Annotated in this window: 18 protein-coding genes; 4 read left to right on the top strand and 14 right to left on the bottom strand. The window is 42.4% G+C overall.

Annotated elements, in window-relative coordinates; translation table 11 throughout:
• Positions 1-44: 44 nt before the first annotated feature.
• The 3 genes from LZZ85_RS00270 to LZZ85_RS00260 form a co-directional block, all read right to left on the bottom strand.
• Complete coding sequence (locus LZZ85_RS00270; protein ID WP_237867913.1) at positions 45-2,435, bottom strand: cadherin-like beta sandwich domain-containing protein; 2,391 nt, start codon at positions 2,433-2,435, stop codon at positions 45-47.
• A gap of 344 nt (positions 2,436-2,779) precedes the next feature.
• Complete coding sequence (locus LZZ85_RS00265) at positions 2,780-3,526, bottom strand: hypothetical protein (protein ID WP_237867912.1); 747 nt, start codon at positions 3,524-3,526, stop codon at positions 2,780-2,782.
• 1,288 nt (positions 3,527-4,814) lie between these two features.
• A complete protein-coding gene (locus LZZ85_RS00260) occupies positions 4,815-5,423 on the bottom strand; it encodes a hypothetical protein (RefSeq protein ID WP_237867911.1) in 609 nt (202 codons plus the stop codon).
• Positions 5,424-5,818: 395 nt separating this feature from the next.
• Between LZZ85_RS00260 and LZZ85_RS00255 the strand changes: the two genes are divergently transcribed.
• Positions 5,819-6,817, top strand: coding sequence for an alpha/beta hydrolase (locus tag LZZ85_RS00255; RefSeq protein WP_237867910.1), 999 nt, complete (start codon positions 5,819-5,821; stop codon positions 6,815-6,817).
• A 293-nt stretch (positions 6,818-7,110) separates the two neighbouring features.
• Here the strand turns inward: LZZ85_RS00255 and LZZ85_RS00250 are convergent, their stop codons facing one another.
• Complete coding sequence (locus LZZ85_RS00250) at positions 7,111-7,689, bottom strand: hypothetical protein (RefSeq protein ID WP_237867909.1); 579 nt, start codon at positions 7,687-7,689, stop codon at positions 7,111-7,113.
• 734 nt (positions 7,690-8,423) lie between these two features.
• On the opposite strand from LZZ85_RS00250, the gene LZZ85_RS00245 reads away from it, so the two are divergent.
• Positions 8,424-10,661 (top strand): AAA family ATPase, encoded by a 2,238-nt coding sequence (locus LZZ85_RS00245; protein ID WP_237867908.1) that lies wholly within the window; start codon positions 8,424-8,426, stop codon positions 10,659-10,661.
• A complete protein-coding gene (locus LZZ85_RS00240; protein WP_237867907.1) occupies positions 10,658-11,536 on the top strand; it encodes an HNH endonuclease family protein in 879 nt (292 codons plus the stop codon). Before LZZ85_RS00245 ends, LZZ85_RS00240 begins: the two co-directional genes overlap by 4 nt.
• A gap of 79 nt (positions 11,537-11,615) precedes the next feature.
• Here LZZ85_RS00240 and LZZ85_RS00235 read toward each other — a convergent pair whose 3' ends face one another.
• From LZZ85_RS00235 to LZZ85_RS00200, 8 genes are all read right to left on the bottom strand, one after another.
• Entirely contained in the window at positions 11,616-12,524 is a 909-nt protein-coding gene (locus LZZ85_RS00235; protein WP_237867906.1) for a hypothetical protein, read from the bottom strand.
• A 5-nt stretch (positions 12,525-12,529) separates the two neighbouring features.
• A complete protein-coding gene (locus LZZ85_RS00230; protein ID WP_237867905.1) occupies positions 12,530-13,408 on the bottom strand; it encodes a hypothetical protein in 879 nt (292 codons plus the stop codon).
• Positions 13,409-13,506: 98 nt separating this feature from the next.
• Complete coding sequence (locus LZZ85_RS00225) at positions 13,507-14,364, bottom strand: DUF8758 domain-containing protein (protein WP_237867904.1); 858 nt, start codon at positions 14,362-14,364, stop codon at positions 13,507-13,509.
• Complete coding sequence (locus tag LZZ85_RS00220) at positions 14,365-15,249, bottom strand: DUF488 domain-containing protein (protein WP_237867903.1); 885 nt, start codon at positions 15,247-15,249, stop codon at positions 14,365-14,367.
• A gap of 369 nt (positions 15,250-15,618) precedes the next feature.
• Positions 15,619-15,876: a hypothetical protein gene (locus LZZ85_RS00215; protein WP_237867902.1), complete on the bottom strand. Its 258-nt coding sequence runs from the start codon at positions 15,874-15,876 to the stop codon at positions 15,619-15,621.
• A gap of 33 nt (positions 15,877-15,909) precedes the next feature.
• Positions 15,910-16,641 carry a helix-turn-helix transcriptional regulator gene (locus LZZ85_RS00210; RefSeq protein ID WP_237867901.1) on the bottom strand — a complete coding sequence of 244 codons (732 nt, stop codon included), beginning with the start codon at positions 16,639-16,641 and terminating at the stop codon, positions 15,910-15,912.
• Between the two features lie 11 nt (positions 16,642-16,652).
• Positions 16,653-17,195, bottom strand: coding sequence for a hypothetical protein (locus LZZ85_RS00205; protein ID WP_237867900.1), 543 nt, complete (start codon positions 17,193-17,195; stop codon positions 16,653-16,655).
• A gap of 148 nt (positions 17,196-17,343) precedes the next feature.
• Positions 17,344-17,817, bottom strand: coding sequence for a JAB domain-containing protein (locus LZZ85_RS00200; RefSeq protein ID WP_237867899.1), 474 nt, complete (start codon positions 17,815-17,817; stop codon positions 17,344-17,346).
• A 326-nt stretch (positions 17,818-18,143) separates the two neighbouring features.
• Here LZZ85_RS00200 and LZZ85_RS00195 point away from each other — a divergent pair, with 326 nt between their 5' ends.
• Positions 18,144-18,398 (top strand): helix-turn-helix transcriptional regulator, encoded by a 255-nt coding sequence (locus LZZ85_RS00195; RefSeq protein ID WP_237867898.1) that lies wholly within the window; start codon positions 18,144-18,146, stop codon positions 18,396-18,398.
• A gap of 20 nt (positions 18,399-18,418) precedes the next feature.
• On the opposite strand, the gene LZZ85_RS00190 is transcribed toward LZZ85_RS00195, so the two are convergent.
• Entirely contained in the window at positions 18,419-20,956 is a 2,538-nt protein-coding gene (locus LZZ85_RS00190; RefSeq protein WP_237867897.1) for a S8 family peptidase, read from the bottom strand.
• Positions 20,925-21,932 (bottom strand): AAA family ATPase, encoded by a 1,008-nt coding sequence (locus tag LZZ85_RS00185; protein WP_237867896.1) that lies wholly within the window; start codon positions 21,930-21,932, stop codon positions 20,925-20,927. The genes LZZ85_RS00190 and LZZ85_RS00185 overlap by 32 nt, the downstream gene beginning before the upstream one ends.
• Positions 21,933-22,021: the final 89 nt, after the last annotated feature.

Below are 22,021 nucleotides of genomic sequence, written 5' to 3'. Positions count from 1 at the left end.
AAAGAGCCCGCTTTTTTCGTTATATCATTTCAGGAAGATCAGTGTTATTGCTTTATAAATCTTACCGCAGATTGGTTCCCTGCCTTCAGAAAATAAATCCCGTTTTTCAGATCCTGTATGTCAATTTGCTGTACAGGCTTTGTCAGTGATCCCGTTCTGATTGTTTTTCCATCCGCATCCGTGATCATATATTGAAGGTTGCTGTTCCCGGCGAGTCCTTTTACATGAATAGCGCTGGATGCAGGGATAGGGTATATCGAAATTACCTGCGAAGATGAAACAACATTTACCTGTACTGTACTGCTGATTTCTTCAGAGCCATCTCTGTCCACCGTCCGCAGTCTGTAGTAATTGTTGCCTGTAGACGGATCTCTGTCGGTGTAAGAATAATTGACCGGAAGATAGCTGTCACCTGCGGCACTCACCCTACCGATCGTTTCCCAGGTTCTGCCATTATCACTTCGCTCTATCGCAAAATGAAGGCTGTTGATCTCTGTAAGGGTTTGCCAGTCCAGTTGCACTGACCCGGACACCGCTTTTGCGTCGAAGAATTTCAACTTGACCGGGAGCGTACCCGCAACTACCAACGTTCTAGCACTTTCAATGGCAGTTCCGGCAGAGATCCCGTCATTGGGTGCGACCCTGACGCTGATATATTTTCCAACATCAGCTGTTGTCAATGTATAGGTTTGGGCTGTACCGCCGGTAAATGCTTTGCCTGTGCCGGCAGCGTTGTTGGACCGGTACCATAAATAGGTCGAGTTGTTTGGTCCATTGTCGGCATCGGTATACGTGTAATCCGCAGTGACAGTCGCGCCTTCCCAGAAGTTCCCCGATACCGTCAGAGTGGAAATCACCGGTGGGATGTTTGCTGCACCCTGCACGACTGCTGTTTTGTCGCCTTCCACACCTGTTGGTTCCATTGCCGAGACAGCATAGTAATAAGTGGTGCCAACGGTGGCGCCATTTGTAAAGCTGGTCTGTACTGTCGGCATGCCAGATAACAGCGTGAGGTTGTCGGGAGAAGTACCGCGGTACACATTATATCTTCCGGCCCCGGGAACGGCGTCCCAAGTGATTTTGACACTGTTTGCTGCAGGCGTGGTGACAAGGTTTGTGGGAGCGGCCGGCGGCAGTCCCTTTCGTGTTACGGTAATTGTATAAGTACGTTTATACGAAGGATGTTGTGCTGACACAACAATGTTGATCGTGTTGGTTCCGACATTAAGATTCATGTCGGAAGAGGTTGCGCCGCTTGCCAGTGTTTCGTAAGTGCCGTTATTGATCCGCACCTGTTGGGTAGAAGTTGCGGCATCCAGTGTCGGCGTTACGTTGAATGTATCAACGTTATTTTCAACAGTGGAAGTGTAACTTATTGTGTTGGCGCTAAAAGAAGGGCTCAATATGCCCGGGCTTGCTGTCAGGCTTGCGAGGTTAGCATTAGCGTCAAGCATGCTTCGCCTGGTGATCACACATCCTGATTGATCGGCTGCAAATATGTCGCCATTGGGTGTGATCGCAACGGAGATATACTTGGCAGAGGTTCCGCCGAGGGTAAGAAGGCTTCGTGTATAGGTACCGGCAGCGACCTTTAACAGGTAATTGAAATTATAGGCCATGTAAAGATTTCCGTCTGCATCTATGGCAAGGTCTCCCTGGTTCACCCAAAGACTCGGATCGGCGTTCGCAGCAACAAGTACGGTTACTGCAGATGTGGTTGCATCCACTTTTGACACCTGGCCATTTGCAGCGATGCAGAACATATTGCCGCTAGCATCGATGGCGAGTGTTTTAATGGCGTCTGCACCGGTAACGATGATGGCTGCTGTCTGTTTTTTAAGCACAGGGTCGATCACGTTGATACTGTTGCCGGATCCGAGATACAGTTTATTGCCAAAGGCTTTTAATGTGTTGTGTCTTGCGAGTGAACCGGTGCCGCTCATGATCGCCGGAATAAAATAGGATACATTTCCGCCGGAGATTTTACCAATAGTAAAACCATCTGTCTGGAAATAAATATCACCGTTGGACGCAACAGTAATATGCCCGCTCGGGTAAGGGATCTGGGTCGACGCGGCGGGGCCGGTAGGCCAGGTGGCAGAGGTGCCGGCGGCGGCGCTCTGCGGAATACCAGCGACCACGCTTATCTTTCCGTCAGTAGTGATCTTGCGGATACAGGCATTCTGAAAGTCCGTGACAAGCAGGTTTCCGGAAGCATCCAGGGCAAGGCCCTTCATGGCAGAAAACTTTGCAGTAAGTGCGTTATTATTGTCTCCGGCATAATAGGCATTGCCTCCTGCGCCAGCATACGTGCCGGTATAGGCGGTTAATTGTGCATTAAGGGTAATAGTTGCGGAGAAGAGGAGCACGCCGGTGATGATAAGCGCGCAAAGCAGTGGAGAGAGGGCTTTGCCCTTCAGGGTGTGGTTGGTCATAGTATTGCGATTTTTGGTGCAGACCGTATATGATTATATAGCGGATCTGGGGTTGCAAAGGTTGACAAAGTCAGGCTATTATACAACCTTGAGCCTCACTATTTTTTGAATAAGACTGCCATTAATAAAAAAATTACCGCTATATAAATTCTTTTTTTAATCTGATGGGGTAAAAGATTAAAAAAATAAAGCCTATGTTCTGACACATGTATAATCGTAACATAGCGTATGAAAACATAAGAAGGAGTGAACGCTTCCTGTAGTTGATTTTTATTTTAAGTGAGAAGCAGGCGGTTTTGTAGTGATGACAATTTTTGATTAGTCCTTTTTTTCGATAGAAATCTTTAAAAACTTAAGCTTTTTATTTCAATCACCCCCATTCCATTCATCTTTTTATTTTTCATTTCGTAGCTCATTCCATTTACGATTATTTCAAATTGTATTCCGAGGATCAGCAGCCAGGTGTGGCCGGTATCCGGCGGAAGCTGATGCGTGAGGTTGATCACGGCAGTGGGAAGTTTGTCAATGGGGAGGGGGCCGCTGTCGCTGGTGTCTTTGCCAGGCTTTTGCCGGGCGTGTTGTTTGTCAAAGTCGATGGCAATGGCTGTTGCGATGAATCTGAAATGAGTGGCGGCTTCAGGGAAACGCAGATCACGGTCTGGAATGAATGACGCGATCGTGATGTCGGCAATGCCGGAGTGCGGATCGAGGGAGGTGCTGTACAGGGATGTGTCAAGGATGGTGGCGAAATCGCAGAATGCATTGAACTGGAAATTGAGGAGCAGGTCTGCGTTGCCCGCATTGAATACGCGTGCGCCGCGCCTGTGCAATGAATCGGATTTGATGATATCGTGCATGGTTTTCCTAAGACGATTGTGACACTTGCTGTCGCACAGATCTTTTACGCGAGGACCGAGGGCCATGCGGAGGAGTTTGCCAGCTTTGGATGCGCGCCCGAATTCGTTGCAGTTTTCCCGGGAGCGTTCGAATTCGGGAGCGGTTTTGAAGTAGTAACCAGTCACTCCAGGTTTTCCTTTTCTGCGCGATCCTGCCTTTCGGGTGGTGCGCTTTTGAGATTTTCTTGTAGGCATAATTTTCATTTTTTAAGGTTGAAGCATCCCGGAGTTGGTCCGGTTTGCAATGGGGTTATGAAATTAGGTTGCGGGGTGGGGGCGCGCCAAACGAAATGGCCGTTTTGGCCATATTGGCCATTTTGGCCGTTTTACGATTGATCGCACTGCATGCAATGGTACGATGAGCAGGAGGCGGTTGCCAAACGAAATGGCCGTTTTGGCCGCCATTGGTCACTTTTGGCCTCTATTGGCCACTTTTGACCGCCTGTCATCGTATCGATTGTAGGGTGGATCACTGTTTGTGCCTGACGTGCGTAAGGCTCCCGCAGATCTCGCAGATTTATCAGTCTGCTTTTTGAAAGGAATTATTGGCAAGGAAAATGAAATGATCCGATGACGCAGATACCATACAGGAGTTAGTCACTTAATAAAGAATGATAAATCTGCGGGAGATTTGGCCTTACTGGCCCAAAGATGTGTCCTGAATGCAGTATTGATTGCGTATGTATGCGCAATGGAAGCCTTTGCGAAGGGAGATAGCTGCGACTACGCAGGGAGGACGGCTGGACTGTAGGTGGCCGGTAGAACTTTAGTACAGTGCCAGTACACTTAGCGACCGGTTTTCTAAGGGAATTGTAGAATATTGGTACACTTATTTTTTGTCGCGGGTAAGGTGAAGAACAGACTAAAAGATTTCTTTTGTTGCGCTACCTTAGTCTGGAAATCAATTAAAACGAACAACGACACGTCTTTTGAACGTTTGCCTTTGCTTACTACTGCTTAATTGCCATTTAACTGGATTTACTCAGGATTCAACGAAAAAAGTCAGTTTACTGGCTGATAGGATCGATATAACCGTGCCCGTCGGTTTTGTGCGATTGAGTCCTAAACGGATTCAGGAAAAATATGCCGGGGACAAGCGACCATCCGAAGTGCTGACCGATAATGATGACGCGTACTTCAAAATAATGGAAATGCCGCAGCGCGTTAGCGCTAATGAAGTAGGACAATACAAGAGCTTTTACATGAGCCAGATGAAAAAAGAAAGACATCGAATGGCTTTTTGAAGATTATCAGAAATCAGCTAACGGGAATTGGGGCATTATCAAGGTGATATACCCTTCGCTTCAGAGATATGTTCATTACTTTTTCACGAGTATGGATGGTAAATTATTGCTGATGAGTTTTGAATGCAATGCGAAAGACTGGAAAAAGTATGAAGGCATATGAGATGCTATTTATCAGTCGATAAAAGTAAGGGTAAGGAAAGAGTGGGGTTGAAAGTGAGACGATCACGTTTGTAAGGTTACCTGGTGAGTTTATTCTTAAAGAGTTGTTTCAGGTGGTCCATCAACAACGGCAAGGTTGGGGCAAGCGTCCTCTCTCCATCTTCGAATGCTTCTACTACCTCGATGTCGACAAAAAGTCCGATACGTTTTTCTTCTCCAATCGCTCCGTCGATCGCCAGGCGGGCGGCGAGTGACTGGTCCGCCGGCGAAAGTGCTGCGATGTTTGAAGCTTTCAATATGATATCAAACGTGCCATCGTGAAACTGATAGAGGATGTATTGCCAATTTGTGGCATCGAAGTTGATTTCTCCGTGATCAGTATGCAAAATAAATACGAGATCGCCCTGTAATGGTTGTCTGGCCGGGTAGAATTCCCATTTATCCATTACAGGTGCTTTTTCTATAACGTCGCGCGTTTGCTTTAATATCTCTTTATCGCCATGAGGAGATAAGACGAACTGGTTCTCTTTATGAAAACCGGGGCCGATTTCCCAGGCAAAGTCACCAAGGTTAACGACCTGTTCATCCAGTTCGGCGAGGAAAGCGTCCGATGCTGATTCAAGATTCAAGCGATACGCATTGTTTGCGAACCATTCCCAGAATGATTTGATGAGCGTAGTTGTCATTATAAAAGTGTCTGATAGCCGTTACTTTTTTTGCTGTGGCAAACTCAAAAGTTTGATTCATCCTGGAGCGGTACCGCGCCAGTATGCATTCCACCGTACGGCTAAATATTTTTACTATCAGTTAGCATGCGATTGCGTTTGGTATATTGCTATTTATAAGAAAAAGCAAATAAAATGAATTGTTTTGACGGCGACTGCAAAAATGAAGTTGTTATTTTTATTTTAATACCGGGATTAGCAATGTTTCGGTCTGCCAGGCTTCAATGGAGAGGAATGCGAGTTAAAAGCAATCGATCCGGCGGGGTTACTATCTTTCCGGTGCCGTGTTGCTCTCGTCTAACATGCCGCCACAAGATCTCGCCATTGCGCTACCTTAGTCCTGAAATCAATCTCCCATGCTCCATTATTTCAGAAACGGCATTGCTATCCTGACTTTCACCTTGGCCGCATGCCAATCCAATCAGGATAAGTCTCCCCAAAAGCTATCAACTCAATCGGTAACGGATTCCATGATCGTTAAGAAACCGACACCTGCCGAACAGCCGATCTGGTCTGCTGTTGTTCCCGACTCGGCATTGGTCACCGGTATGGAGACGTATAATGACGGCATGGTCCGGAATGTATCGAAACCAACGATCACGGTGTATGCGCCTGACAGCAATAATACCGGTGCGGCAGTGCTGGTCTTTCCCGGAGGCGGTTACAATAAACTCGCCATTGACCTGGAAGGCCGGGAGATCTGCCAATGGCTGGCTTCGATTGGTGTTACCGGCGTACTGCTCAAATACAGGGTTCCTGCTTCGGGGCCGCATCGCGATGCCGCCTGCGGTTGCGAGAAAGATCCGGTAAAGCCGATCGCGCTGCAAGACGCGCAACGGGCGGTGGCGCTTGTTCGATCCAATGCTGCTGCATGGAAGATCGATCCGGATAAGATCGGCGTGATGGGATTTTCAGCGGGCGGTCACCTGGTAGCGGACGTCAGTACGAATTACCGCCGCCGCGCGTATGCACCACTTGATCCGATCGATCAGATCAGTTGCCGCCCTGATTTCGGGATCGTGTTTTTTCCCGGGCATATGAGCTTTCATGCAAGCGGACCGTACGCGCTCAATCGCACTTTGCCGGTTGACAAACAAACACCACCCATGTTCATTTTGCAAGCCGGTAATGATCCGGTCGATACGATCCAACATTCGCTGCGTTATTATATCGCGCTGAAGAAAGCTAATGTTCCGACCGAATATCATATTTACGCCGAAGGCGGACATGCGTTTGGACTGCATAAAACAGCGATGGATATTCCGGATTTTAATGAGTTGCCGATTGCGGAGTGGCCGGTGCTGGTTGAACGTTGGCTGAGGACGATCGGTGTGACAAATGATCGGAAACGGTGAAATGATGCGGAGTGTGCACCAATGCTTTTACAGAAGTAAGTTGATACCCGGAGGATGTTTTGTAAACGTCCTTTGCAAGGTTCGTATGAATTGAATGCAATGTCGTTTAGTTCAGCACTGTGTTCAGACTCCATTCCCGTCTTCCCGCTTTACCGGTTTATTTTTTACCGGTAAGACGGGAAGAAGGTTTTGCGAAAAGATGTTTTTTTATTTGTCGTAATCATCACCTGTTTTAATCTCGGATATCGTTAACTAAACGACACTGGAATTGGTGGATCCCGCGGGTATGTAAATCAACCCGGCGATTCCATGCAAGACTTCACCGGCGGATCTGCATCAACGTTCCGCGACCGTCGATAATGATCGGATCGCAAGATATTCACCGGCATCCTATTCACTTTGATATGGGCTAATGTGAGTGCGTGATCGTATTCTTTCCGGCGGATGTTGATCTGCACGGTTTTGTTGCGTTTGGTTGATGCGCTTTGTTCTTTTGCTTTCTTTTCCGCTTCTTTTATTTCCGCTTTGATATACCAGACTTCCACATAGGTCCGGAACAGGCTTTCGAGTGTCTGCTCTCCGGTCATGGCCTGATCCTTCAGCATCTTCATTGCCTCACCGACAAAGGCGCGGTACATCCAGAATTGACGGAAGTCTGCGGGGAGGGCTTTGTAGACAGCCGAGCCGATCTTCGAAGCTTTCGCCATCAGTTTGGAGCATTTGCGGAAGGCCGCGAAGCGGGGATCTTTGAGAATGCGTTTGCGTGTGTGAGGGTTGAGGTAGCGGACGATCAATCCCGCAGGGGAGGGGTAGAAGACTACCCGCCCGCAACGACGCTTGTAAGGGAGAATGGGATTGCGGATGATTGCCATTGGAGTTTCCTTTAGGGGAAGTTACGAAAGAATGTTGGAGGGAGGGATGGGGTGGGAAGTTTTAGTGGAGGTGAAATGCGGGATGAAGGTGGTTGGAGATTTTTTAATGGAGGATGAAGGTGGGATAGATGAATTGCGGGGGAATGGTTTGATTTTCGGGTGATGGATAGGAGTTGATGAGTGTTTGATGAGTTGTTGATGAAGATGGGAGGAAGGTTTAGGCGTAGGTTTAAGGGGAGCGGATTGGAGTATCGAGGGGAGTGTTGGTGGATTGAGGTTTTGGGTGGGGTATTCGAATTGGGGCGTGGTTGGTTGGGGATGTGATGATTAGAGAGTTTTATTATTGGTTTTTTTGGAATTGGGTTTGGGGTTGGAGAAGTTGGATGATGTTGGTTTGCAGGTGGATGAGGGTGGGGGGAGTGAGGTTGGGATGGGGGTGGTGGTTGGGGTTTGGAGGGGGTTAGTTCGTGAGGTAGAGGTGGTTCACGCGCAGTTTTAAGGGTTGGGTGGAAGAAAAGAAACGAGAGTATTTAAAGGACCGGGTCGGTGTTTTCACCGTCATCAATAGGGTGAAAAAACTCTGATTGAACACCTTTACAGTTATTACCTTAGATATAATCCCACCTTTTTAAACAGGACACACATCTAAGAAAGCAGACACGTTCGTTAGATAAAAATCTCAAAAAATTGAGGAGGTAATTACGGCGTGTACCAAAAGTCAAAAGCCACATACAATGATTAAGATAAAGCGAACGCCTGCACCACCTGGATTTATGACATCTTCGGTGATTATCAAATTGAAAACTGAGCTAAGAAATTATTACAAAAAACCGCAACATACCCGTCGGCAAACAAGACCTCCTTCCATTCCATTACCTCAATCTGTTTTGGAAAAAATAAGAACTTATTTATTAGCAGAATTCAATGGGAAATGTGCGTACTGTGAATCAAAAATCAGCATGATAAACATCGGAGATTTCGATCATTTTCGACCAAAATCTTCCGCCAGAGGATTAAATGATGAATTTTCGTTGGATCATTATTGGACTCTTGCTTTCGATTGGCGGAACATGTACTTAAGCTGTGAAGTTTGTAGCAGGTACAAAGTCAATTGGTTTCCTGTTGAGGGAAAGCGTGCTAAACTCACGCAAACATTTATTCAAATTCGCAAGTCGGAGAAAAATCTGCTAATAGATCCTTGTTTTGAGGACCCCTTTTTGCATTTAAGTTACAAAGAAAACGGAATGGCAATTCCTTTAACACATAAAGGTGAAGTAACCATTGATATTCTGAAGTTAAATCGAAAAGCGTTAGTAGAACAGCGTAGACGCATTTGTCAAGAATTCATAAATCTTATAAGAGGCTTAGAAAAAGGCATGCTTTCGTCGTCTAAAACTGACACGACCCGGTTGCATATGTCCGCCCTAGTCGAAGAACTACTTATCAGAATCAGTGAGGTTATTAAAGTCAAATCAACTCTTCCTTTCTTAGGCATTCAGAAATTTTATTTACAAGAATACTTAAGGAAGAATTCTAAATTGGCAGAAATGCTTCAGACTATTGATGGGGGGGGCATTTTAAATCAATTTATGCGTAAGACCGGAATTATATCTAGGAAACAACCAGTCAGCCAGCTCGTAACAAATAAAAAGATAACAGACATCTCCATAGCAACGTCATTTCTAAACCGGTTTTCAATAAAATCTATTGAAATTGAAAACTTCAAATGCATTGAGAGGTTAACGTTACAGTTTCCGAAGGGAGGGGGGCGGAGAGAGCCTTGGCTAATGCTTTTAGGAGAGAATGGCGTGGGAAAGAGTTCGTTTTTACAAGCACTGACACTCACATTAATGGGCGAAGAATACCTGCGAAAAATGAAAGTAAAGCCGACGGAAGTACTTCGGAATGGCGCCGACAGCGGATTTGTTCGTATCCAACAAGAGGATCAAATCACAGTAGAGTTGCATTTTACTAGGTCACTTATTCAATGTAACGAACGTAAACCTCCAACATTTTTGCTGGCTTATGGAGCAACTCGACTTTTCCCTACTAAAAATATAAAGCCGGAATATACAAAAGGGCAAGTGAGGGCTCGTAATATGTTCAATCCTGCCACAGCCCTATTCGCCGACAATTGGCTACTTTCTTTATATGAAAAAAATAAAGAGCAGTTTGACTTTGCTTGTCGCGCTTTGAAGTCTCTATTAGCAAAGGAAATCGAAGACCCTGACTTAACAATCTCCGTTCATCAAAATGATGTCTTAATTCATTACTCTGATCAACGAAAGCACCCAGATAAGCTAGACACATTGAGCGATGGATACAAATCCGTTATCGCTTTAGCTTGTGATATGATGCAGGCATTAATGACAGGAAATTCAACTATGGAAGTTGTCGAGGGTATTGTTATTATTGACGAAATTGGCACACATCTGCACCCTCGTTGGAAGATGCGTATTGTCAACTCCCTTAGAACGGCATTCCCGCGACTACAATTCATCGTGACCACGCACGATCCTCTTTGTTTGAAAGGATTGACAGCAGGAGAGATAGCCGTTTTTAAAAAGAACGATCAAGGTCAAATCTATGCTATTGGGGATTTGCCAAATCCAGATGAGTTTAGGGCAGATCAATTGTTAACGTCGAGATTTTTTGGTTTAAATAGCACAATTGATGAAAAACTAGAAAAAGATTTCGATGAATATTATCAATTGCTAGCTCGTCAAGGAAGATTAACGATCAGGCAGAAGAAACGTCTAAATTTGTTAAAAGAAGCATTACGAGGAAAAGATCATCTAGGGCATAGTTTACGAGAAGAGTTAGCATTTACGGCGGTCGACACGATCCTTGCGAAAGAAAAGGCAGATCAAAATACTTTATCCGAATCTAATTTAAAGGACACAACAATCGCGCTCTTACAGAAGTGGTGGGACGAACCTTTAGAAATACAGCAGAAAATTATTAATGCATGAGAAAGCTGGATAGAAGCCGCATCCCGATTCCTTTAAGTTTAACTGATCCTTTACAGTCAGGCATTACGGAAACAACACTAGCCATAAAGTTTTTTACATCAAAACGAGTGAATGGAAAATTCACTTACAAGGCGTATCAGGCTCCGGAGGTTAAAAAAGCTGTATCAGATCTATGTTATGACAAATGTGCCTATTGCGAAAGTCTAGTCTTGGCAATTGATGATGGCGATGTAGAGCATTTTCGTCCCAAAGGAGAAGTTACTTTAGACGATTCAACTTCTTTGAAACCTGGTTATTATTGGCTGGCAGCTACATGGGAAAATTTATTTTTGTCTTGTAAGCATTGTAACCAAGCCCGCAAACAGCCTACTCCTAGTGGAGCGGTCACAACATTAGGCAAAAAAAACCAGTTTCCTCTTTCTGATAACCGAAAACGGATTCGTTCTCATAACCGAAAAATTAATTTAGAAGAACCATATAGATTATTGATAAATCCATGTTTAGAAGATCCTCTTAAGTTCCTTGAATTTACAAAGGACGGACTTGTCTATCCAATCAAAAAGACAAATGCCGTCATATACAGAAAAGCGGAGGTTTCGATTGAGGTGTTCGCTTTGTTACGCAAAAAGTTGGTTGAGGCACGTGCTAAGCAAGCTCTAACCGTATTATCAGCATTAGAGACTTTAGACGGGTTGATTAATTTGGTCAATTCAGGAGGAATTACATCGGCCGCTATGTCAAATGCCCAAAAATTGCTTCAAGACCATATAAAGGGGCTGAAAAAGTTTACTCAACCAGGCCAACTATTCTCTGGGATGTCACTTTCGCTTATTCAAAAGCATTTAAAAAAAGCTGGAATTTCTTTTAGAGCATAATTATGCTAGAGATATGATAGAAAACACGGATTGTTTTTTACAGGATAGACATAACTGGTATTGTGTTTAAGATCAGTAATCATTTTTGGCGCTTAAAGGTCTGAACTTTTGCTGGGGTGACTTTTGTTTTTTTGTTTATATAAAACGGTCGATGTTTAGTGGTTGCGATTGCTTTTAATATATAGGCTGGTTTTATTGCAAACAGTATGTCACTGCCTTCGCCGTGAGAGATCATTCCACCCCAAACTATGGAATTGCCATATCGTAAAAAAACGGGGCTTCCGCTAGTTGTGACATTGTTAAATTGGGAATCTATGTGAATGGCGTAATGATTGCTATCAACATGATTTCCCGGTTGCCATACTATGGGGCTTCCTATAGTATCGATAACATTACCAGTAATTTTAACTTTGCTAAGATTGGTTAGCGTCTTTGGCTTATTTTTCTCGTAACTGGTGTTGCTAAACCCCATTAAAGATATTTTTTCAGGGTTAGTTCTAAGATAGTTCTGGGTGATTAATTTGTCAATAGTATTTATATTTAATGTATCTGCCAATTCGATTTCGGCTACATAACAACTGGGTCTTTTATAGAAGACATTCATTCTGTCATGTTCTAGTTTCGTAAAATTTGTATTCATTTCAATTCGTGCAAACTCCTTAGACCCTTTAAGTGGAACCAAAATATAAGCGGAGTCTATCGTTTTGTCCTCAACTTCCATATTGTTAATTGCGTCCCAATCATTTAAAAGGCTGGCAGATGTTACTATGTAAGTTTTGTTGCCTGTTCGATAAAAGAAGCAGTTTCCTAAATTTTTTTCATTTCGCCCTTTCTTTATTGTATACAGCAAGTATGAATAGCCGCTTATGTTCATATTATCACTTGTGCTTGAACCGCCAGTCAATTGGCCATTTGATACATAAGATAGAAAATGTGCCCCAATAAATATTAGAAGAGCAAACATTTGTGCGCTGTTTATTTTTCTCATTATAGTTAATATAATAGTTCAATTATTGTATCGGAGGAGAAAATTGTCGAGATCCCACTTCCAGATACCCCGTGGGAAACTATGCCTAATACGTAATTTGGCTGATATTTCGCAAGAGTCCTATCGCCAAGCTTACGTTCTATCTTTTCTGCTGGGGTCACAATTGGTCCCCCACTATTCCCTCCGACGATTAACCCATCAACTAAAAAGAAACTACCAGACTGTACGGCTGTTAAAATAGCCCCTTTGCGGTTCTTCCAACTGGATGCTATCTCGAGATCACCCGTCAATGCGGAAGCGATAATGCCTGATTTTAGGACTGGAGTATTTGTATTGTTTACACGAATCCCAAAAGGATAACCTATAGCAAAAACCGGAGAACCCCAACCTGTATTGGTCTCAACAGGTATTTCCTTTAAAGGAAGCAACATTTGAGATAATATGCAATATTTGTAGATCTCTGGAACTTGATTAACAATGTATGTAATATCAATTGCAACAACGTCGACTTTGGGGTTGGGGTGAAGGTGTATTGCATGGGATGGTATACCCTCAGGCTTTAATTTCAACACTATCGGAAGTATTTGATTGTTGTTCGAGCTATCATAAAAGAAAATTTGGATTGAATCTGCGATCATCAAGGTATCGACCAAGCTATACGAACCAATCATATGCTTATTTGTCACGAGAAAGAGTTTGCCGTAGCCCGTATTCGCGGACCCTAGTTTGCCTACTAAAAAGCCTGTACCAGTAGCGGTTCCTTTTTTTATTACGACTATCGACTTTAAGATTTGCTCATCTAGACGGCCTGTTTGTAATTGAGAAAAACAAACGAGGGAACTTAGTGTTAAGCCGAAAATCGCTGATATCTTAAAAATATTCATGCTTATTTTTGAAATTAAGATTCGTCAAATTAATTTTTTCATAAGAAAAGGCAAATTTTTTATTCTCCACCATCGAGAGGAGTGATAGTCTGTGAAAATCAGAAAAGTCTTCCCTGGCTTTCTTTCATCGGGTAGAACACTCCGATTATCACAAAAGGATTAAGCGCCCTCCGTGTATGCCATTCCCGTGTAGTTCCAACAAACAAATAGATGTCCTTGGTCTTAGCGAAATCATCGAAGTACTTGGCTTTTACCTTTTGTAGAGCAATCTTCTCCGCCGTTTTCTGATCGACCAATCCGGATTTCTTTGCATCGCGCAAACAGTTCCAATAGAGTTGACCAATCTCCCAATCTTCGATCATAAGTCTTCTTTGTTTTCCTACGTCATCGGTAAACTTATAGAAAAACTTATAAGGTACTTTCGGGATTAGCTTTTGCGGGTCTGCAGTCCCCTGTGCAAAGAGATCCGTTTGTTTTCTAAGTTCCACCCATTCGTTTTTCCATTCACGGGTATCTTCTTCCCACACAAAACAATCAATAGAGGCTGGCTTGAAAGTCGCCAGGGAAACATTTTTTGGATCTTTTGAATCTCCGATCAGCGTAGCAAAATTGTAATAAACATTTTTGAGACAATATTCTTTACGCAATAGCCAATTACCATCGGTATTCACGCGAGGTTCATGAATAATAACATCCCTAAAGTCATAAAATTTGGGCGAATGACTTTCCGGCCGAAAGTCATCTTCACGTTTATTTACTTCAAGCTCAATCCAAGTGTATTTTACGCTGTTAACCTTGCCTGAGTTTTTAAGATCAAGCAGGAAACTTAATGGTATTGGGTAAATACGTATCCAGCTGCCATCTTCAAGGACGCCTGCTGTGCAAACAAGTTCGTCGTAGCTTCGGGATGGTAGAGGATAAGTAGTGACAGTTAGTAGAATTTTCAGGCGAGGCATTTATAGATGGATAAGTTCGTAGTTCCATTCTGGCAATCGTATAATGGCTTCAGCAAGATGTTTTCGGTGGCACTGGCAGATATTCGCTTCAAAACAAGTCAGGGCGATACGCTGTTTGTCTTTCAGTAATTGTAAGATCTTTTCCTGGGTAGAGCTGGTATGTGGTAATGTATCTCGTCTGTATTTGTCAAAAAGGCGATCATAATCGGCCTGGCAACTCAGTTCCTGGCGCTCTTCCGATACTATCCCGACTTCGGGGAAATGCATATACTGGATACCGACGGCTTCACATGCCTTTAAAAGCTGGCTTTTTGTAAAGCCATACTTCATGCTCATTGGGTTCTTGCGAACGTCTACAAGCATCTTCACGTCCTTTCCGATCAATTTATTCAAATACTGCTCTAAGGACACGCCTTCATAGCCGATGGTGTACAGGATAGTCTTGGACGCAGATGGTTTAAGGTCTGATAGGTTTTGCAGTTCGGTGGGGTTCAAATAGCGCTCGGCAATTGAACTATTTATTGCATAATAAGGAAAATGCTGATAGGTGTATTTTATAAGATCTGCATAGCTCTTCTTTCCATGCAAGAGATGAAGCTGCTTAAGTGCGGAGCGGTCCTTTTCATTGAGTTGTCCGATAAAGTCAGTTTCGACGGTGCTTTTGATGCCGGTGTTAGTGACGGCAACCTGACCGTATTTCTGCATGGTGGAAACGTCTGCTGCAGCTTGAAAGGAATAACAGCCGTATCGGTACGGCACAAAATGAAAGGCAGGCTTGTCCTGGCGATGTGCATATAACAATAGAAGTTTCTGCATCTGAGTTTTGCCCAGATTGCCACCAAAGGTTTGCAGAAGTGCTAAAATTATTTTGCGGCGATAGAACATATTGCAAAGGTAGGTCGATTTGGAAGAAGAGGCAAGATTGTTAACCGGGTAAATTGTCTAAAATCGGATAGGTATTCTTTCTATTGGATTAGCCCTTCAAAAAGATGGGGCCAAGCAGTTGTGGAATCTGAATGTTTGTTTTATTTATCTTCCTTTCTTTGCGACTTCATGAGATCAATTTCTTTTGAAGTATTATTATAACACGCTAACTTTATTTAACTACGACTTTCACTATATCCAACCAACCAGTAACCATTTAAATTCTCAAACATGAAACGGATAACAGATAACGAAACTAATTATGGTTAAGTTCCATCTTTAAATGAACATGCCTCCCGTCCGGGAGGCATCAATATTCAATAACCATAATTAAGAGTAGCTTAATTTGAACTTTTTGCAGATGGCGTTAGCTTCAGCAATACTGAGGTCCCGGACAATAGAGAAATTTCTTGAACCGGTCTTTATTTCAGCCAGTTGAATTAATCCGGAAGCAAATTCAAGATAGGCAAATTGCATGGGAAGGTCTTTACTGTAGATCATAAAAGGCTGCCCCATCTTGAATTTTTGCTGGCGCAGCCACCGGACAGCAAGATCGCCTTTCTGTGATATTTGCTTGAGTTTTGTCATAACCTAAAGGTCCAAAATTGACAGGTAGGTAATTTACCTCGCCTGCTTTTTACCAACCGCTTTTGGTACATAAGAATCCTTCTGGGCAACTTTAGATGATCCCCTCACTTTGCTGCCACTATCGCGCAGAACCAATGATTTCTCAGCTTTATAGCTCTTTGCTGAGTGTTTTGCATAACCTACGCCCTTTTTGGAAGCGCCAGTCCGGCTTTCTACCTGAACAGAAGTTTTTCTCGCACCATTTGCCTCTACTGCAGATCCAATTTCAATTACCGTTGTATAATCATATCTTTTATACCGTTGACTATCTTTTTTATTTTCCTGCAATTGCAGTAGCTCATTTTTCGCATGCACCTTCAGCCACAAATCTGGTGAAGTATGAAAAAAGCTTCCAAACTTCATAGCCAGGTCTCCATTGAAAGAACGTTCGCCGTCTACATATTTTTTTAGATTGCTGTCTTTTGTGTCAAGACCTTCTGCGAAACGTTTGAAAGATAATTTCATGACAGACAGGTATTGGCTCAGAAAGTCAGCAATTTTAATTGGTTTACGTGTATTCTGGCTCTCCTGGTTTACATAATGAATCATTTTGAGTTCAATGGCTACCATTTCATTTGACAGCTTCTGTTCTTCTGAGCGCTTTGCCGCATGCTCTTTAACGGCCGCTTTTACCGCTGCCACTTTTTCAGCACTCCATTCCTTATATTCCGCTTGTCCTATTGCTATATCCTGAAATTTTTCTTTTCTTTTTTTCTTATTTTCCATGGCCAAATATTTTATTTGTTATTGTTTTTAATTCCGAGATATCGCTCTCTCAGGGCGTATCCTGCCGCATCCATAATACACCAGCCTCCCATTGGGAAAGGAATGGCGCCGTAATTTTTGGTATATATTGACTCTAGTTTCTTTTGATCTACCCACTTTTCTTCCGAAATGTCGAAGACTAATAATGCCTTATAGTCTCCCTCACATAGTCGAAGGCTTTCATTGAACGCAAATGCAATCAGGCAACCAGCAACGTCATCGAATCTTTTAGGCTTCTTTTTATTGTGAGGAGCTATCTCTATGTATGACATGAATGCAAGCTGCTCGAATTTTAGGTCGAAAATCAATGCGCCCTCGGTTATATGAGGCGTTTCATCTACTGTAAGGGTATAGCCTATTGCATTTTTTATTTTCCTGATCTCCTTATTGAAATTAAACCGCCATCCATCTTGAATTGACGGTAGAGAATTATTTGGCGCGTGGCGAATGGTGGCCGGAACGTATTCGTCCGTGTCAACCTTTCGAATTTTAACCTTTAATGGACTTGCTTTCATATGGATTATCAAGGTACAAAACTAATACTACAAACTGTACAATTATCTATAAAATATTATACAGTTTGTAGTATTACTGTTTTTGTTTTTAATAGTTAACAATCAAGGTTTTGAGTATGTCCAAAACTCTAATAGTTTTAGAGAATTGTCAATCCATTGCCAGAATGGAATTAAACATTATAAACTTCCTCGTTTCCAGCGTTTCAAATACGCCTTCATCCAAAAAGCTGAAATATTCATCTTCCGAAATAATCAAATGGTCTAATAATTTGATGTTCAAAAATCGACTTGCCTCTACTAACTTCTCCGTAGCCGTCTTATCTGCCCTGGACGGTTTAAGACTGCCGCTCGGATGATTATGAATCACCACAATCGACGCGGCACGTCTCAGCAAAGCACGATGATACACTTCCATGGGATCAATAAGCACGGTACGTTGAGTGCCCAGGCCCAGCAGCTCCAGCTTGCGGACCGTTTGAGAGCAGTCAAGTGTCATCATCCAGAGGTGTTCACGATCACGGTCCAGCTTGCTGTAACGGCGGAAAATGGGTTGGAGAATCTGGTAGATATCGGAGGAGGATTGAATGTGGATTTTTTGGTTGGGTTTGAGACGGATATTCATAAAATTAAGTTTAACAATTTTTAATACGGTTTAGGATGATGATTGAAGGAGCGCGGGCAACGGTGTTACGGGTATCATGGGAGGTGATCCGGTAACGGTGTTGATCCGGAGTATTCAATTGGTCGTTTGGTAATGATGGTCAGCGGGGGCGTAGCGGCTGCGATGCGGGCGATCGGAAGTTGATTTGCTTCAACTTGATCGTCTATAACTGATATGTACATTGCTATAACATCTATCCGAAGATAGGAAACTTATTTAATAAAGCCACTAATTAGTAGTATTTTTTTAATAGTAATTAATACACGGTAATTTTCATTACTTTATAAATGGCTAAAGCGAAAAAGGATATTCCTAAAGATGATTTTGAAGTTTTCTTGAAAAAGGTGGGAAATAAAATTCGCAAACTGCGAATTGCAAAGGGCTACTCAAACTATGAACATTTTGCTTACGATCATGATATCGCAAGAGCTCAGTATGGGAAATACGAGCAAGGTAAAGATGATTTGAGACTAGGCAGTTTATACAAGGTTCTAAAAAGCCTTGATATTTCTTTTGAAGAATTTTTTAGCGATGACTTTTAATATCACGAAATGCCATTGTACTAAAGTGGCAAAGTATTTTCAATTAGTGATGAAATAGCGGTATACAGGTCTGTTTCAGCTCCTTCAGTTTCAATACTAATGATGAGACTATATCGCACGATAGACTCGGCAAGGCCTAATCTTTTCCTACTGCTGTACCAACCATGTTTCGGATATATAGCGATCATGTTTCGCAGAGCTAAATCAGCCCCTGAGCAGATGATAAAATCTTTTTTTAAGGAGCCTTTGTTTCGGCAACTTTCCTTCAAAATCCATGGTTCTTCTTGTCCCTGATAGGTTGTGTGTTGATTTTCCTCAGCTCCTGAGACGCGTCTTTTAAAGACATCTAAACTTTCTGCCGGCTTTATTACTTTAAAATCTAGACCATGAGAATAGTAGGAAAAATTATTCGCATATCTTCTATTGCCAGGGTTTGGATCAATAAAATAGGATAGAGTCAATTTGAGTGTGACATCCTTGTCTGTCAGAATATTCTGTAAAATATCAGTCGGCCAAGGAATTTCATAGAGATGATATTCGTTAGTCTTAACAGCACTGCCGTCCATTCTAAAAGGCTGGATATAATTTTGAGAAATCAATGTTACAGAATTCTGAGCGCTATAGAAGGCATTTCTCTCAATAGGAACGCCATAGCCGAATGAGCGTAATAAAGTTTTCTTTTGCTGTACTGTGGCGTTCGAAAGGGAAACTCCGTTAAGCATAACATCTGTCCATTCAGCAGAGTGTGCCATCAAGCCTCGGATTGTTTCAGGCCAGAAATGTCCATGCTTTGTTTTCAGCTCGGCGGCTAGTTTAGAAGCTAATGCTGCAGCCCCGCTAGTATCTCCAAATGGATTGAAAATGTACTGCTGAAAATCTTTATCTAAAGACAGGGGCTTTAGCGTATGGATGTTGTCAAGAATCATTGAGCCAGATCTACCCAAGTTGCCACCTTCCATTACAATGTCTGGTTTATATGGCCATTGGTCATCCCATAGCAAGGATGTGGAATTGGACGGTGACATATGACCGTTGTTAGCAAGTGGTGTTACATTCGGCCAAATGGTCTGGTCAATTCGATCCATTCTTGTATAGGAGCCAACCGTTAGTGCATTATAACTTTGACTTGGATCGTGAATAGATTCAAGCAAATTATAAGAATTATAATGTTGGGCATCAATGTGGGCTTGCATATAGTTGACGTTTCCTCCACTCACTATCATGAGTTGAGGCTCATCGTCAATTACTCTTCCAAAAGTAATCTTGTCTACGGCTGCTGACCAAGTTGATGGCCTCCCTTTAAATACGGTAGTACTATCTGTTATCGATAAGCAATAAATTCTAGGATTTTGGGGGAAATCGACTACGGGAGTACTACATGCCGTTTCCGTTATCGAGCCATATAAATTTGGTGTGTTAGGATCTGAGGGATGGACTATCTTAAAGGATACTAATCCGTGAAAAATCTGGATATCGCTTGGGCTTGCCAATGCGGTCGTCAAATCTCCATATAAGGCCAATCCACCCATGCCAGTGCCGTGTCCTCCGTCTTCCCAAGTGTCTTCCGTGCCCCACGCTTGCTTGTAAGTATAAAGCCGATTTGTTGGTAAAAATGGGGTTATCAAGGGATGAAGATTATTGACTCCACTATCGAGTAAATAAACCAGTACAGAATTTTCATCGAAAGAAGCCTTGGTTCGTTTTAATAAATCTTGTTGCCAAGTCTCTTTTGTAGAAAGATCTATGTTCTTATTCGTAATGAAATTATTGAGCTGTTGGGGCTTTCTTAATTCTGCCAAATTATCTAATAGAAAAATTGATTCTGATAATTGTTTAGCAGTTCCCTTTATTAAACGAACCGTATGTTCTGGGAATTGTAAAATTTGTTGACCAACCGATGCCCCCACCTCCTGCAAGTTCTGAAGGACTTCCTTTCCTTTCAGAGTTTCGTTGTCGGTTTTCCTAAACCATGCTTCCCACCAAACATTTGCGTTTTCGTTTGGGAATGGTATTTCTGGTTCGTCCGTCCAGAATGAGCGCAACGTTGCAAGCTGAATCGACTGAATATTATTCAATAAATTTCTATGTTTGGGCAATCCTGTATCATTACCCAATTTATCTTTCGTGTTTTCGACCATATATTCCCCAGCCTTTTTCAAAAAGGTGCCAATCGCTCCGGGCTTCATTACTACTACTACACGATACTGGTCTTTGTCTTCACCATTGATGTTGACAGTCTCCTTTTTGATATTAAGTAGCTGATACTTGGCATTATGCCGGTCCGAGTTGAGTGCGTCAAAATCGAGAGGGAAGTTATAGTCTGATAAAAACTCTACATATAAGGATTCATCTTTAACGATATTCTCAGGAGTGGGGTCCACTGCTTTGACTTGAAATTGTTGTTGAACAGCGTTTAATTGCTTTATTAAGTTATTAGCGTGAGCTGTTCTATTTTTTACGGCAAGCTCAATTCCTGCGCCGCCACCTTGGCCGGGATAAGTATACGGGTTTGCGGTAAAAAAGGGGTTAATCGTTAGATGGGGCAATTGTTCGGCCATATGACATTCTATTTAGCAAGGCAGTATAAAGAAAATCTCGGTGAATTTTAGCAGATCCCGATAATATTTTTTCTTTTATTGCTTCGTCACATGCTTTTGAAATGTCAGAGTAATTTATACCAACTACTTGTTTCGCAATAGCAGAGAAATTTGACGTTTTATCCAGAGAATAACTACTAATGCATTTTTTAATAGCATTTACGATCTCTTTTTCAGTAGGCAACGGATATGATATGATAAGATCGAATCTTCTGAATAGAGCTTTGTCTAATGATTCTGGTAAATTAGTCGCGGCTATAATAATGCTGTTGCTGTTATCTTTTTCTATGTTTATTAGAAAACTATTGAGAATTCTTTTTATCTCTCCGATGTCGTGGCCTGTATTACGGTGAGACCCGATTGAGTCAAATTCATCAAATAAGTAAACTCCTCTTTGACCAGGCATCTGATCAAATATTACCCGTAGTTTAGCGATAGACTCTCCCAAATATTTCGACAATACGCCATCTAAGCGAATAAGAAATAACGGAATTCCAAGTTCTCCTGCCAAAGCATGAGCTGTCATCGTTTTGCCTGTACCAGGAGCACCGGTAAGAAGAAGTTTTTTAATTGGAGCAAGATTGTGATGTCTTAAAAGTTCCCAGTCTTTTTGTTCACGAATTAGTTTAAGTAACTGTTGTTTAACAGAAGTCTCCAAAATCATGCTTGAAAGATCTATTCTTGAATGAAAGACTTCTACTAGGTCGTTGATCTCTCTTCTGGAAGTCGATATGTTTACGACTTTGCCATTTTCATATTGAAGGGCAGATCGATTTTTCTTTGCGTTTTCTATTAAATTCTTTAACTCTTGAGCTAGGTTTGAATGACCTTGTCTAGCTTCAGATGCCGCGATTTGCATAGCTGAAGCAAAGAATCTTGCTTCGTCGCTTTCTCCAAAGGATTTTATAAGACTTTTTATTTGCTCGGATCCGGTCATTGTTTACTGAAAAATATATTTTCAAGAGTTTGATATGGATTATACTAATCTATTACAAAGATGTGAAAATAACTGTTAACTTGTACATA

This window comes from Terrimonas ginsenosidimutans (assembly GCF_022012415.1).
GTDB lineage: Bacteria > Bacteroidota > Bacteroidia > Chitinophagales > Chitinophagaceae > Terrimonas_A > Terrimonas_A ginsenosidimutans.
Note: the sequence above shows the minus strand (reverse complement) of the source record. Positions and strands in the feature narration are given on the sequence as shown.